The sequence below is a fragment of the Allobosea massiliensis genome (genome assembly GCF_042655245.1).
Classification (GTDB): domain Bacteria; phylum Pseudomonadota; class Alphaproteobacteria; order Rhizobiales; family Beijerinckiaceae; genus Allobosea; species Allobosea massiliensis.
Window position 1 is genome coordinate 257,100 of the sequence record NZ_JBHSLU010000063.1, and the last position, 12,879, is coordinate 269,978.

The 12,879-nt window shown below is 70.2% G+C and carries 12 protein-coding genes; 9 read left to right on the forward strand and 3 right to left on the reverse strand.

Features of this window, described 5'->3' with window-relative positions; all coding sequences use genetic code 11:
• Window positions 1–44: 44 nt before the first annotated feature.
• From ACFPN9_RS19040 to ACFPN9_RS19080, 9 genes are all read left to right on the forward strand, one after another.
• Window positions 45–1,628 (forward strand): proton-conducting transporter transmembrane domain-containing protein, encoded by a 1,584-nt coding sequence (locus ACFPN9_RS19040; protein WP_377817448.1) that lies wholly within the window; start codon window positions 45–47, stop codon window positions 1,626–1,628.
• Window positions 1,625–4,024: a YbcC family protein gene (locus ACFPN9_RS19045; RefSeq protein WP_377817449.1), complete on the forward strand. Its 2,400-nt coding sequence runs from the start codon at window positions 1,625–1,627 to the stop codon at window positions 4,022–4,024. The genes ACFPN9_RS19040 and ACFPN9_RS19045 overlap by 4 nt, the downstream gene beginning before the upstream one ends.
• Before the next feature lie 176 nt (window positions 4,025–4,200).
• On the forward strand, window positions 4,201–5,409 hold the full coding sequence (locus ACFPN9_RS19050) for an ABC transporter substrate-binding protein (protein ID WP_066725273.1): 1,209 nt from the start codon (window positions 4,201–4,203) through the stop codon (window positions 5,407–5,409).
• A 40-nt stretch (window positions 5,410–5,449) separates the two neighbouring features.
• Window positions 5,450–6,310 (forward strand): branched-chain amino acid ABC transporter permease, encoded by an 861-nt coding sequence (locus ACFPN9_RS19055; RefSeq protein WP_066725275.1) that lies wholly within the window; start codon window positions 5,450–5,452, stop codon window positions 6,308–6,310.
• On the forward strand, window positions 6,307–7,290 hold the full coding sequence (locus ACFPN9_RS19060; RefSeq protein WP_066725289.1) for a branched-chain amino acid ABC transporter permease: 984 nt from the start codon (window positions 6,307–6,309) through the stop codon (window positions 7,288–7,290). The genes ACFPN9_RS19055 and ACFPN9_RS19060 overlap by 4 nt, the downstream gene beginning before the upstream one ends.
• Window positions 7,290–8,012: an ABC transporter ATP-binding protein gene (locus ACFPN9_RS19065; RefSeq protein ID WP_066725291.1), complete on the forward strand. Its 723-nt coding sequence runs from the start codon at window positions 7,290–7,292 to the stop codon at window positions 8,010–8,012. Before ACFPN9_RS19060 ends, ACFPN9_RS19065 begins: the two co-directional genes overlap by 1 nt.
• Window positions 8,013–8,022: 10 nt before the next feature.
• Entirely contained in the window at window positions 8,023–8,742 is a 720-nt protein-coding gene (locus ACFPN9_RS19070; protein WP_066725294.1) for an ABC transporter ATP-binding protein, read from the forward strand.
• A 37-nt stretch (window positions 8,743–8,779) separates the two neighbouring features.
• Entirely contained in the window at window positions 8,780–9,175 is a 396-nt protein-coding gene (locus ACFPN9_RS19075; protein ID WP_066725297.1) for a carboxymuconolactone decarboxylase family protein, read from the forward strand.
• Window positions 9,176–9,183: 8 nt separating this feature from the next.
• The gene (locus ACFPN9_RS19080; RefSeq protein ID WP_066725300.1) at window positions 9,184–9,975 is read left to right on the forward strand and encodes an N-acyl homoserine lactonase family protein; all 792 of its coding nucleotides are present in this window, start codon (window positions 9,184–9,186) and stop codon (window positions 9,973–9,975) included.
• Here ACFPN9_RS19080 and ACFPN9_RS19085 read toward each other — a convergent pair whose 3' ends face one another.
• From ACFPN9_RS19085 to ACFPN9_RS19095, 3 genes are all read right to left on the reverse strand, one after another.
• Complete coding sequence (locus ACFPN9_RS19085) at window positions 9,976–11,190, reverse strand: alpha/beta fold hydrolase (RefSeq protein ID WP_066725303.1); 1,215 nt, start codon at window positions 11,188–11,190, stop codon at window positions 9,976–9,978.
• Window positions 11,190–12,098: an NAD(P)-dependent oxidoreductase gene (locus tag ACFPN9_RS19090; protein ID WP_066725305.1), complete on the reverse strand. Its 909-nt coding sequence runs from the start codon at window positions 12,096–12,098 to the stop codon at window positions 11,190–11,192. The genes ACFPN9_RS19085 and ACFPN9_RS19090 overlap by 1 nt, the downstream gene beginning before the upstream one ends.
• Window positions 12,099–12,184: 86 nt before the next feature.
• Window positions 12,185–12,868, reverse strand: a complete 684-nt coding sequence (locus ACFPN9_RS19095; RefSeq protein WP_066725351.1) for a GntR family transcriptional regulator — start codon at window positions 12,866–12,868, stop codon at window positions 12,185–12,187.
• Between the last annotated feature and the right edge of the window lie 11 nt (window positions 12,869–12,879).

Below are 12,879 nucleotides of genomic sequence, written 5' to 3' on the forward strand. Positions count from 1 at the left end.
CCGGTGATATTGCGGTGCGAGATCAACCAGCCCGTGAGACCGCCATGTCCCATCTCGCGCTACCCCTTCTGGCCCCGGCGATCTTCGCCGCCTTGGCGCTCCACCTGCTGCGCCGCGAGGCGACGCCGAAGGGGCCGGGGCCGTTGGCCGAGATCGCCGCGGCGCTTGCTTTCGTGGTGGCGCTTGCCGCTGCCGTCCAACTCGCCTGGTTCGGCCCCGCGACGCTGACGCTGCTCGCCCCCCGCGGCCTGGGCCTCTCGGCCCGCCTCGACATCGTCGGCGTGACGATGCTGCTGCTGATCACCTTCGTCGGCTGGGTCGTCCTGCGCTTCAGCCGCAGCTATCTCGCCGGCGAACCGGGGCAGAGCCGCTTCACGGGCTGGATCTGCGCCACGCTCGCCGCCGCGCTTCTGCTCGTGAGCGCCGGCAATCTGCTGCAGCTTCTCGTCGCCTGGGTCGCGACCAGCCTCTGCCTGCACCGGCTGCTGCTGTTCTATCCCGCCCGCCCGGCGGCGCAGCGCGCGGCGCGGAAGAAGTTCGTCGTCGCCCGGCTGGCGGATGGCGCGCTGCTGCTGGCCTGCCTGCTCCTGTTCGCGGGCTACGGCACCGGTGACATCGGCGCGATCCTGGCGCAGGCGCGCAGCGGGCCGGTGCCCGCCGGAACGGGCTGGGCGGTGGCGCTGCTGGTCATGGCGGCGCTGCTCAAATCGGCCCAGTTCCCGGCCCATGGCTGGCTGGTCGAGGTCATGGAGGCGCCGACGCCGGTCTCGGCCTTGCTGCATGCCGGCATCATCAATGCGGGCGGCTTCCTGCTGATCCGCTTCGCGGACCTGCTGCTGACGACGCCGGGCGCGCTGGCGGCGCTGGTGCTGATCGGCGGCTTCACCGCCCTGCTCGGCGGGCTGGTGATGCTGACCCAATCGGCGATCAAGACCTCGCTCGCCTGGTCCACCGTGGCGCAGATGGGCTTCATGGTGCTGCAATGCGGGCTGGCGCTCTTCCCGCTGGCGCTGCTGCACATCGTCGCCCACTCGCTCTACAAGGCCCATGCCTTCCTGTCGTCGGGCTGGGCCGTGGAGCAGGTCGCGGCCACGCGCCGGCCGGGGCCGGTCGCGGTCGCCAGCCTCCGCGTCGTCGCCCAGGCCTTCGCCTTCGCGCTGGCGCTCTATGCGCTGATGGGACTGAGCTTCGGCTTCGCCGACAAGTCGCCTCAGGCGATCGCGCTCGGCGCCATCCTCGTCTTCGGTGTCGCCTATCTGATCGCGCAGGGCCTCGCCGACGCCGCACCGCGCGCGCTGACGCTGCGGACGTCGGCGGCCTCGATCGCCGCCTCGCTGTCCTACTTCCTGCTGCAGCGCTTCGCGCAGTGGCTGACCTCGCCGACGCTGCCGCCGATCCCGCCGCCGACCGCGCTGGAATGGGCGCTGATCGTGTTGACGCTGCTCTCCTTCGGGGCCGTCGCCTTCGCCCAGGCGCTGTTCCCGCACTGGGCCGGGCATCCCGCTCTCGCGGGCCTGCGTGTCCATCTCGCCAACGGCTTTTACGGCAACGCCATCTTCGACCGTCTCACCGGCGGCTGGGCCCGGCCCGCATCATCCCACCTCACCAGCGAAAGGAGCCCGTCATGACCGCGCAGCCCGGACAGGACGCCCTGCAGGCCGCCCTGATGGCGCAGGCCGACCGTGCCGCCCGCATCATTCCGCCGCTCTGGCCGCTCTCGGCCTCCGTCGCGGTCAATCCCTTCCTCGGTCTGGCGGGGGAGACGCTGGCCGGCGCGGCGGCGCGCCTCGGCCGGGCCGGCGGCATCCCCGTCACCATGCCGCGGTCCTTCTACCGGGAGCGCTGGCGGGCTGGCGAGATCACGCCGGCCGACCTCGCCGAGGTGATCGCCGAGCGGCCGGGGGCGCCGGGCCACGCCGTAGTCGAGGCGGCCCTGTCCGAGAACCCTGCGCCCGCGGCGCCGATTCCGACCGTCGCGGCGCTCTGCGCCGAGGCCACCGGCGTCGACTGGCCGGGCTTCATCGCCGACCGGATCGGCGCCTGGGCCTCGGGCCATTTCGATCTCGGTCAGGCGATGTGGCCGAAGACCCAGGCCGCTGGCGCCTATGAATCCTGGCGCGCCTTCGCGACGCAGGATCTCTCGCCCGAGATCGCGGGGCTGAAGGGCTTCTGCCTGCGCATCTCGCGGGAGCCGCTGGGCGCCCCGGCGGCGATCCGGCGCGCCTGCCTCGCCCTCGGTCTGCCGCAGGCGGCGGCCGAGAGCTACTTCACGGCGCTGCTGACAGGGCTCGGCGGCTGGGCCCAATATGCCCGCCACCTTCAGTGGCAGGCGGAGCGCGATGGCGGGACCGACCAGACGATCACCGATCTGCTGGCCATCGCGCTCGCCTTCGAGGCGGCGCTGCACGCGCAGTTCGGGCGGCAGATCGCCGAGGCCTGGCGGCAGGCGATCGACGCCCATGCCGCGCCCGTCGAGCCGAGCGACGACCAGATCATCGACGCCCTGCTGCAGGAAGCCTATGACCGCGCTGCCCAGCGCCGGTTCTTCGCGGCATGGCAGCCGGCCGCCGCGAAGGCGGCGCCCGCGCGGCCTTCGGTCCAGGCGGCCTTCTGCATCGACGTCCGCTCGGAAATCATCCGCCGCGCGCTGGAGTCGCTCGATCCCGGCGTGGAGACGCTGGGCTTCGCCGGCTTCTTCGGCATCGGCGTCTCGCATCGCCGGCTCGGTTCGGTGGGCGGCGAGGCGCGGTTGCCGGTCCTGCTGAAGCCGGGCCTGGGGTCTTTCACCTGCGACGCTCCGGGCGAGGCCGCGGAAGAGAAGGTGCGCATCGGCGCCCGGGCCAAGCGCGCCTGGGGCCGCTTCAAGCGCGCCGCCGTCTCCTCCTTCGCCTTCGTCGAGGCCAGTGGCCCGCTCTATCTCTGGAAGCTCTTCCACGACTCCGTCACGGCCGATCACCGCCCGGAGAGCGACCGGACGGCACCGCGCCTCGACGCGACGCTGACCGTGGCGCAGCGGACGGAGATGGCCGCGGCGGTCCTGCGGGGCATGTCCCTGACCTCGGGCTTCGCCCGGCTGGTGCTGCTGGCCGGCCATGGCGCGCGGCTGGTCAACAACGCCCATGCCAGCGCCCTGCAATGCGGCGCCTGCGGCGGCTTTCCCGGCGACGTGAATGCCCGCCTGCTGGCCGGGCTGCTGAACGAGGCGGACGTCCGCGCCGGGCTGGCGGGGCAGGGGATCGAGGTTCCGGCCGATACGCGCTTCGTCGCCGGCCTGCATGACACGGTCAGCGACGAGATCACGCTGTTCGACCGCGAAACCGTTCCGCCGTCGCACGCGGCCGATCTGGCGAAGCTGGACGCGCTGCTGGCCTCCGCCGGTCGGCTCGCCCGGACCGAGCGGGCGCTGCGGCTGCCCGGCGCGGCGGGCGAGGGCGACGTCGCGCGGCGCGGCCGGGATTGGGCGCAGGTGCGGCCGGAATGGGGTCTGGCCGGCTGCAAAGCCTTCATCGCCGCACCGCGCCGGCACACGGCAGGCGCTTCGCTCGCCGGGCGCGCCTTCCTGCACAGCTATGACTGGCGTGCCGACACCGAATTCAAGGTGCTCGAACTCATCCTGACGGCGCCGGTCGTCGTCGCGAGCTGGATCAGCCTGCAATACTACGGCTCGGCCGTCGCACCGGCGGCCTTCGGCGCCGGCAACAAGCTGCTGCACAACGTCGTCGGCGGCATCGGCGTCTTCGAGGGCAATGGCGGGCTGCTGCGCGGTGGTCTGCCCTGGCAGTCGGTCCATGACGGCGAACGCCTGATGCACGAGCCGCTGCGGCTGTCGGTGGTCGTCGCGGCCCCGCGCGAGGCGATCCTCGGCATCCTGGCGAAGCACCCGGACCTCCGGGCGCTGTTCGACCAGGGCTGGCTCGCCCTCTTCGCGATGGACGATTCCGGCCAGGTCTCCGCCCGTTATCGGGCCGGCGACGGCTGGATCGATATCGCATCGACACCGGGACCGGCTGCGCTGGCCGCCTGAACCTGGCGGCGCGGACAACCGCGCCGTTATGGTCCCACGGCCGCGGAGCGCTCGCAGGCTCCGCCGGCTCAGATCGCTAATCGTCAGACAATCTGTCAATCAGTTGACAGGGGGTCGACGCTTGTGGGATGCCTCTCCCCGCTGATGCCCGCAGAAGGCAGATCGTGGAGGAAGAGATGATCAAGCTGTCGCCCACCCGCCGTGGCCTCATGCTCGGCGCCGCCGGTGCCATCGCCGCCCCCTATGTCGTCCGCGACGCCATCGCCCAGGGCAAGGCCGTCAATGTCGGCGTCATCCTGCCGCTCTCCGGCGCCAACGCGCAGTTCGGCATCAATTCGCGCAATGGCATCGAACTGGTCGCGGACGAGATCAACGCCGCAGGCGGCATCAAGGCGCTCGGCGGCGCCCGGATCAATCTCGTCGTTGCCGACTCGACCTCGACCCCGACGACGGCCGCCAATGTCGCCCAGCGCCTGCTGACGCAGAACGACGTCGTAGCGATCCTTGGCGCCTTTGCCTCGTCGCTCACGATCGCGATCTCGGAAGTCACGGAGCGCCGGGGCGTGCCGCTGCTCACCATGTCCTTCTCGGACCAGATCACCGGCCGCGGCTTCGAGAACATCTTCCAGGTGGTCGCCAAGGCCTCGGTCATCGGCAAAGCGCAGTTCGACGGCACGGTCGCCATCGCAGCGAGTGCCGGCCAGAAGCTCGAGCGCATTGCGATCATGTATGAGGATACCGCCTATGGGACCTCGCAGGCCGGCGGTCTGCGCGAGGGCGCCAAGGCGGCCGGCGTCCAGATCGTCATGGACGACGCCTATCCGCTAGGCATCACCGACGTCACGCCGCTGATCAACAAGCTGCGCGCCTCCGGCGCCCAGGCGGTGTTCCCGGTTTCCTACCTCAACGATTCCCTGCAGATCATCCGCGCGATGCGCCAGCAGCGCATCACCATTCCCGCCATCGGTGGCGCGGCCGGCTATGTCATTCCGGATTTCGAGAAGGGGCTCGGCGAATTCGCCGAGGGCGTGCTCTCGATCTCGCCGGCCAATTACGACCTCGCGCCGGAGCTGACCGAGCGCTTCCGCAAGCGCTTCGGCTATTTCATGGTCCATGAGGCGCTCGAGCACGCCGTCTGCATGGATGTGCTGGCCCAGGCGATGGAGAAGGCCAAGTCGGCCAAATCCGAGGATCTGCGCAAGGCGCTGCATGGCGGTCGCTTCGAGGGCGGCTGGACCAAGGCCATGACGGGCGGGGCCGTCCAGTTCGACAAGACCGGCCTCAACACGCTCTCCGTCCCCGTCATGGTCCAGTGGCGTAACAAGGAACTCGTCACCGTCTGGCCCTCTGACGTCGCCAAGGCCAAGGCCGTCTGGGCCGGCTGAGCCGCGATCGGCAGCGGCCGGGCAGGGGAGAGAGGCGCTCATGGCGGTGGTTCAGGCCATCCTGGACGGCTTGATGATCGGCGGTGTCTACGCCGTCATCTCGATCGGCCTGACGCTGGTCTTCGGCGTGATGGGCATCGTGAACTTCGCGCAAGCGGAATTCCTGATGCTCGGCATGTTCGTGGCCTATTATGCCTGGGCTTGGCTCGGGCTCGATCCGCTGCTGGCGGCGCCGCTCGCTTTCGCGGTCGTGTTCCTGCTCGGGGCCGCGCTCCAACACATGCTGATCAGGCGCGTGCTCAAGGCCCCCGAGGTGGCGCAGATCTTCCTCACCGTCGGCCTGCTGATCGTGCTGGAGAACGCCGCGCTGCTGATGTTCGGCTCGGGCTTCCGCTCCGTCTCGACGCCCTACCAGACCTCGTCGCTGCAGCTCGGGCCGCTCTTCGTCTCCGTGCCCTATCTCGCCGCCTTCGCCATGTCGGTGGCCTCGGGGCTGGCGCTCTGGCTCTTCCTGAAGTCGAGCTGGTTCGGCCGCGCGATGCGCGCCACCGCGCAGGACCCGATGGCCGCGCGGCTGATGGGCATCGATGCCGACCGCATGCACATGCTCGCCTTCGCGCTCGGCGTCGGGCTCACCGCCTTCGGCGGCGCGGTAATACTGCCCTATCTGACGGCCTCGCCGACGGTCGGCACCCAATTCGCCGTGCTGATGTTCACCGTGGTGGTGCTGGGCGGGCTCGGCTCGGTCGCGGGCGCGGTGGTCGGCGGCCTCGCCGTCGGCATCATCCAGTCGCTCTCGGCGCTCGTCTTTCCGATCCAGCTGCAGAACCTCGTCCTCTTCATCGTCTTCATCGCGGTGCTGGCCTTCCGGCCGAAGGGCCTGCTGGGGGCGGCCCGATGAGCGCGCCATCCCTTCGGCAGACGGCCGGCCTCGCGCTGCTCGCGGCGTTCGCCATCGCCCTGCCTTTCGCCTTCGAGCCGCGCGGCTACGGCATCCGCATCCTCTGCCTGGCGCTTCTCTTCGCCGCCATGGCGCAGGCCTGGAACATCGTCGCCGGCCTCGCCAACCAGATCTCGCTCGGCCACGCCGCCTTCTTCGGCATCGGCGCCTACACCTCGACGCTGCTTCTCATCCATTTCGGCATCACGCCCTGGCTCGGCATGATGGCGGCGGCGGTGCTGGGCGGGCTCGCTGCGCTTCTGATCAGCCTGCCGACAATGCGACTGCGCGGCCACTATTTCGCGCTGGCGACGCTCGCCTTCGGCGAGGTCATGCGCGTCATCGGCAACAGCTGGGGCGGGCTGACCGGCGGACCGGTGGGCATCTCCGTCCCCTACGCCAAGCCGAGCCTCGGCCTGATGCAGTTCGCCGACACCCGCGCCTCTTACTGGCTGATGCTGGGGGCGCTCGTCGTGGTGACCGTGATCTTCGTCGCGATCAAGCGTAGCCGCCTCGGCTACCGGCTGCGCGCGATCAAGGAGAATGCCGACGCGGCCGAGGTCATCGGCGTCGACACCACCCGCACCAAGATCATCGCTGCGGTGATCTCGGGCGCGCTGACGGCGGCGCTTGGCACGCTCTACGCCCAGTTCCAGTTCTTCTTCGATCCCGACACCGTTTTCGGCGTCGCCTCGATCTCGGTGCGGATGGCGATGATCGCCATCGTCGGAGGCATCGGCACGGCGGCGGGCCCGATCCTCGGCGCCTTCTTCGTCATCCCGCTTGAGGAGATCGCCAACCAGGTCTTCTCCGCCCAAGCGGCGGGGCTGTCGCAACTCGTTTTCGGCGTGCTGCTGATCCTCGTGATCCTGGTCGAGCCGCGCGGCTTCATGGCGATCGGCCCGCGGATCAGGCGCCTGCTGCGCCGGGAGGAACGCTAATGGTCGCGCCACTGCTCCAGGTCAGCGGGCTCGGCAAGCGCTTCGGCGGGCTGCAGGCCTTGTCGGATGTGTCGCTCTCCGTGGCGCCGGGCGAGATCCTCGGGCTGATCGGCCCCAACGGCGCCGGCAAGACGACGCTGTTCTCGACGCTGGTCGGCCTGCACCGGCCCGATTCCGGCACGATCCGGCTCGACGGCCGCGACCTCGTCGGCCTCAAGCCGCACAGGATCGCCGCGGCGGGCATGGTCAAGACCTTCCAGAACGTCGCGCTGTTCCTCGACTCGACGGTCCTCGACAACGTCCTGACCGGCGGGCTGATGCGCCACGCGATTCCCGAGGCCAGCGAGCTGGCGGAGCGCTGCCTCGAGCGCGTCGGCATTGGCGCGATCGCCGGCAAACTCGCGCGCGATCTCTCCTTTCCGGAGCGGGCGCGTGTCGAGGTGGCGCGCGCGCTCTGCACCGAGCCGCGGGTCCTGCTGCTCGACGAGGCGATGGCGGCGCTCAACCATGCCGAGATGGACGCCTTCATGGATCTTCTGCGGCAATTGCGCGAGGAGGGGCTGACGCTGGTCGTGGTCGAGCACCACATGCGCGCCATCATGGCGCTGTGCGACCGGCTGGTCGTCTTGAACTTCGGCCAGATGATCGCGACCGGCACCCCGGCCGAGATCGCGCGCGACCCGGCCGTGATCGAGGCCTATCTCGGCCGGTCGGCGGCGTGAGGAGGGTGCGATGACCAGCCAGCCTCCGCTTCTCTCGATCGCCGGGCTGCATGCCGGCTATGGCGGCCTCGACGTGCTGCACGACGTCTCGATCGCGGTCGGCCCGGGCGAATTCGTCTGCGTGATCGGCGCCAACACGGCCGGCAAGAGCACCCTGCTGCGGACGATCTCGGGGCTTGTCTCCGCCCGCGGCAGCATCCGCTTCGATGGCACCGAACTCGTCGGCCGCCCCTCGCATGCGATCCCTGCGCTCGGCATCGCCCATGTGCCGGAAGGTCGCCATGTCTTCCCCGAGATGACGGTGGAGGAAAACGTCATGCTCGGCGCCTATGCAGTGCGCTCCGCCAGCGATCTCGCCACGCGGCGCGATCGGGTGCTGACGATGTTCCCCCGCCTGCGCGAGCGGCTCGGCCAGCTCGCGGGAACGCTCTCGGGCGGTGAGCAGCAGATGGTCGCGATCGGCCGGGCCTTGATGCTCCAGCCCCGGCTTCTCCTGCTCGACGAGCCGAGCCATGGCCTGGCGCCGAAGATCGTCGACGAACTCCACGACACCTTCCTGGCCGTCAGCCGGACGGGCACATCCATCCTGCTGGTCGAGCAGAACACCACGCTGGCGCTGTCCGTCGCCGGCCGTGGCTATGTGCTGGAAAGCGGCCGGGTCGTGCTTGAGGGCACGAGCGCGGAGCTGTCCGGAAACGACGCCGTCCGCAGCGCCTATCTCGGGCTCTGACGACCTCCGAACACCACCACGAAAGGGATCAAGGCCGATGTCGCACAGCGATCAGTTCAACAAGGGTCTCGAAGTCCGCCGCAAGGTGCTGGGCAGCGACTATGTCGATGGCAGCCTGGCCAAGGCCGACGACTTCATGATGGCCTTCCAGAACATCACCACCGAATGGTGCTGGGGCTATGCCTGGACGCGGCCGGGCCTCGAGCACAAGACCCGCTCGATGCTGAACCTCGCCATGCTGACGGCGCTCGGCAAGCCGGCCGAGCTCAAGCTCCACGTCAAGGGGGCGCTCGCCAACGGCGTGACCGTCGACGAGATCAAGGAAATCCTGCTCCACGCGACCGTCTATTGCGGCATCCCGGCCGGCCTCGACGCCTTCAAGGCGGCCCATGAGGTGCTGAAGGCCGAGGGGGCCGTGCCCAACGACAAGTGAGACCGGCGATGGCCGGCTGGGAGGTCTTCGCCCTGCGCTATGCCGTGCATGAGCGCCGGGCCTTCGAGAACTTCATCCGCACGCCCGATCCGCACGACGCGCCCATGCCCATGGACTATTTCGTCTGGGTCGTGCGGCGCGGCGGGCGGGTCGTCGTGGTCGACACCGGCTTCACCCCAGAGGGCGGAGCCAAGCGTGGCCGCACCCTGATCCGCCCCGTCGAGGCCGCACTGCGCCAACTCGGCGTGGATCCTGGGACGGTGGAGGACGTGGTCATCACGCATCTCCACTATGACCATGCCGGCAATCTCGATCTCTTCCCGAAGGCCCGCTTCCACCTTCAGGAGGCGGAGATGGGCTTCGCGACCGGCCGGCACATGTGCCAGGCCTGCATACGCTACCCCTTCGACGTCGAGGATGTCGTGCGGATGGTGCGTGCGGTCTATGCCGAGCGTGTCGTCTTCCATGACGGCGATGCCGAGATCGACGAGGGGCTGAGCCTGCACAAGGTCGGCGGCCACAGCGCCGGCCTGCAGATGGTCCGCGTCGAGACCGCCCGCGGGCCGCTGGTGCTGGCCAGCGACGCCGCGCATTTCATGGCCAATATCGAGCGGCAGAACCCGTTCCCGATCTTCTTCGACCTCGGCGCGCTGGCGCAGGGCTGGCGCGCCGCGCGCCGCCTCGCCGGGGCTGAGGAGCGGATCATCGCCGGCCACGACCCGCTGGTGCGGGAGCTCCATCCTCCCGTCGAGGGCTCGGAGGGCGAGACGGTGGCGCTCCACCTGCCGCCGCTGCGCTAATCAGAGTGGCCCTCCGACATGGGCCAGCGCCGCCAGCAGATGCGGGCGGAACAGGTCGGGGTGCTCGCACATCGGGAAATGGCCGAGCCCCTCCATGACGCGCAGATCGGCGCCGGGGATGAGCGCGGCGAGCTTGCCTCCGTCCTCCGGCGTCGCCGAATAATCATAGGTGCCGCAGAGCAGCGAGACCGGTGTCCGCGCCGCGTCGATGCGGGGCGCCACCTCCGCCCCGTCGAACTCGTCGGAATAGAAGACAAGGTCGCCGGCATAGATCTCGGGCGCGCCCTGCGAATAGATCCAGGCGGCCCGGCGGCGGCTGTCGATCGGGCTCGTCGGGCTCATCAGCCCGCGCACGAAGGCGGCGTTGTGCAGCCCGGCATGGACGCCGACATGGTGCTGGAACGGGTTGCGCCGCCCCTTCGAGCGGAAGGGCGGCTCGATCGCGATGACGCCCGCGACGAGATCGGGCCGCTCCGCCGCCAGCAGCAGGGCGAGCGCCGCGCCCATCGAGCCGCCGGCGACGATCGCCTTCGCGCCGATCACCTGCTCGATGATCGCCGCGCACCAGCCGAGATAGCGCGCGCCCGAGAGCCGGTAGGGCTCGCCCTGCCAGCCTTCGGGAGGCATCGAGCGGCCATGGAAGGGCATGTCCGGCGCGATCAGGCGCCACTCCGCGGCCAGTGCGACATCGGCGAGTTGCCCGTGGAACTGGCGGGAATCGGCGCCGGCCGTGTGCAGGAACAGCACCGGCCGCCCGCTTCCGGCGCGCTCGACATAAATCTCGGCTGCGCCCTCCGGCAGGGCGACCTGGTGATAGCGCCCCTCGATCTGGCCCATCCGCCGGGTGACGGAGGGCGCCGGAGCCGGGGGCGACAGCACGACGAGCTCGAACAGCCGCTCGATCACGGCCCGCGCCTGCGCGATCACGCGCGCGTCGCCGGAAAGAGTGAAGGCGGGGTTGGCGATCGCCAGCGCCGTGAAGGCCTGGAAGCGCGGCGGCGGCGGCAGGGTCAGGAGCCTCGCCCAGTCCTCTGCGGCTGCCGAGAGCACGATGTCCGGCGCGGCCGTGCCCTCGAACACCACGACGCCGTCATCGAGCCGCAGCAGGATGTCGTCGCCCGCGCCTTCGATCCGCAGCACCGCGACGAGGCCGGCGCCGAGGCGACGCAGTTCGGCGTCGCCGGCCGCCGCGGCGATGCGCGCCCGCAGGCCCATCAGCCGCGCGGGCCGCTGGCGGCGAGCGCCTGGAGATGGCGGTGGATCTCGGTGTGGTCGGCCTGCGCGCCAAGCCCGCACTTGGCCGCCTCCCACAGCGTAGCCACCGACTGGATCTGCGGCAGCGGAAGCTCGAGATGATCGGCGAGATCGGCGGCGATGCGCAGATCCTTCGCCATCAAAGCGAGCGAGAAGCCCGAATTGAAGGCCTCGGAGATCACGAAGGGCTTCATCTTCACTTCTGTCGAGTTGTTGCGGCCTGTCGAGGCGTTGAGCACGTCGACGATCGTCTCCGGCGCCAGGCCGAAGCGGCCGCCGACCAGCAGCGCCTCGCAGGCCGCGACCAGCCCGGCCGCCGAAACATAGTTGTTCAGCGCCTTCATCGCATGGCCGGAGCCGATCGGACCCGTGGCGAAGATCGACTTGCCCATCGCCGCCAGCACGGGCCGGGCGCGCTCGACCGCCTCGGCCGGTCCGCCCGCCATGATCGCGAGCGAGCCGTCGATGGCGCGCTTCACGCCGCCCGAGACCGGCGCGTCGATCAGCGGCAGGCCCAGCGGAACGAGGTCCGCCGCGAGAGAAACCGTATCGGTGGGCGCCGAGGAACTCATGTCGATGACGAGCGCGCCCTTGGCCAATGCGCCTGCCGCGCCGGCACCCAGCAGCACGTCGCGCACGATGCGGCCATTGGGCAGCATGGTGATCAGGATGCCGGCGCCTTCGGCTGCCTCTTTCGCATCGGCGAAGGCCAAGCCGCCCGCCTCGACCAACGCCTGTCGCGGCGCCTCGGCCGGGTCCGCGCCTCGCACCGTGAAGCCGGCCGCAATCAGCCGTCGCACCATCGGCAGTCCCATCTGGCCGAGCCCGATGAAGGCGATGGGGGCAGGGGAGCTGGCGCTGTCAGGCATGGATCGATCCTCCGGCGTCGCGTCAAGGGCAGCGCGGCGTCCGGCGGATTTCTGGGCGCTATCAGACAATCTGTCAATTCGCGGCGTCAGCCGCGGCGAGGCTCGCGCTCGAGCACGGCGAGCGCGACCTTCGCGGCCATGGCGATGTGATGCCGGCAGGCCTGTTCCGCGCGGGCGCCGTCGCGCGCCGCGATGGCGTCATGGATCGCCTCGATCTCGGCCACGCTGTCGTCGAGCCGGCCCTGCTGCGTCATCGAGGTGAAGCGCAGCAGGGTGATGCGGTTATGCAGCATCGTCAGCGACTGCTTGACGAAGATGTTGCCCGCCCCCTCCATCAGCACGCTGTAGAAGCGCGTCTTGGCGGCGACGAGCTGGGCGCGGTCGCCGTTGCGGGCCGCCTGTTTGAAGCCGGCGACGGCCTCCTTGAGATCCCGGATCGCCGCGTCGCTGCCCTGCTCGGCGAAAGCCCGCCCGGCGAAGCCCTCCAGCAGGGCCCGGACCTCATAGAGCTGCCGGGCCTCGTCGAAGGTGATGGACGAGACCTCGGGCCCACGATGAGGCACCGTCACGACGAGGCCCTCGGCCTCGAGCTGCCGCAGCGCCTCCCGCACCGAGGTCCGCCCCACGCCGATCTGCTCGCAGAGTTCCCGCTCGACGAGGCGCTGGCCCGGCCGGAAATGCCCGGAGGCGATCGCCTCGCGGATCCGGTCCTCCACGAGGAGACGCAGCGTGGCCGCCTGCCGCGGGATGCGAAGATTCATCTCGTTCATGCCGAACACAT

What these genes read in the sequence shown, in the direction of transcription:
- ACFPN9_RS19040 (WP_377817448.1), top strand. Translation starts at nt 45, where the DNA reads ATGTCCCATCTCGCGCTACCCCTTCTGGCCCCGGCGATCTTCGCCGCC.
- ACFPN9_RS19045 (WP_377817449.1), top strand. Translation starts at nt 1,625, where the DNA reads ATGACCGCGCAGCCCGGACAGGACGCCCTGCAGGCCGCCCTGATGGCG.
- ACFPN9_RS19050 (WP_066725273.1), top strand. Translation starts at nt 4,201, where the DNA reads ATGATCAAGCTGTCGCCCACCCGCCGTGGCCTCATGCTCGGCGCCGCC.
- ACFPN9_RS19055 (WP_066725275.1), top strand. Translation starts at nt 5,450, where the DNA reads ATGGCGGTGGTTCAGGCCATCCTGGACGGCTTGATGATCGGCGGTGTC.
- ACFPN9_RS19060 (WP_066725289.1), top strand. Translation starts at nt 6,307, where the DNA reads ATGAGCGCGCCATCCCTTCGGCAGACGGCCGGCCTCGCGCTGCTCGCG.
- ACFPN9_RS19065 (WP_066725291.1), top strand. Translation starts at nt 7,290, where the DNA reads ATGGTCGCGCCACTGCTCCAGGTCAGCGGGCTCGGCAAGCGCTTCGGC.
- ACFPN9_RS19070 (WP_066725294.1), top strand. Translation starts at nt 8,023, where the DNA reads ATGACCAGCCAGCCTCCGCTTCTCTCGATCGCCGGGCTGCATGCCGGC.
- ACFPN9_RS19075 (WP_066725297.1), top strand. Translation starts at nt 8,780, where the DNA reads ATGTCGCACAGCGATCAGTTCAACAAGGGTCTCGAAGTCCGCCGCAAG.
- ACFPN9_RS19080 (WP_066725300.1), top strand. Translation starts at nt 9,184, where the DNA reads ATGGCCGGCTGGGAGGTCTTCGCCCTGCGCTATGCCGTGCATGAGCGC.
- ACFPN9_RS19085 (WP_066725303.1), bottom strand. Translation starts at nt 11,190, where the DNA reads ATGGGCCTGCGGGCGCGCATCGCCGCGGCGGCCGGCGACGCCGAACTG.
- ACFPN9_RS19090 (WP_066725305.1), bottom strand. Translation starts at nt 12,098, where the DNA reads ATGCCTGACAGCGCCAGCTCCCCTGCCCCCATCGCCTTCATCGGGCTC.
- ACFPN9_RS19095 (WP_066725351.1), bottom strand. Translation starts at nt 12,868, where the DNA reads ATGAACGAGATGAATCTTCGCATCCCGCGGCAGGCGGCCACGCTGCGT.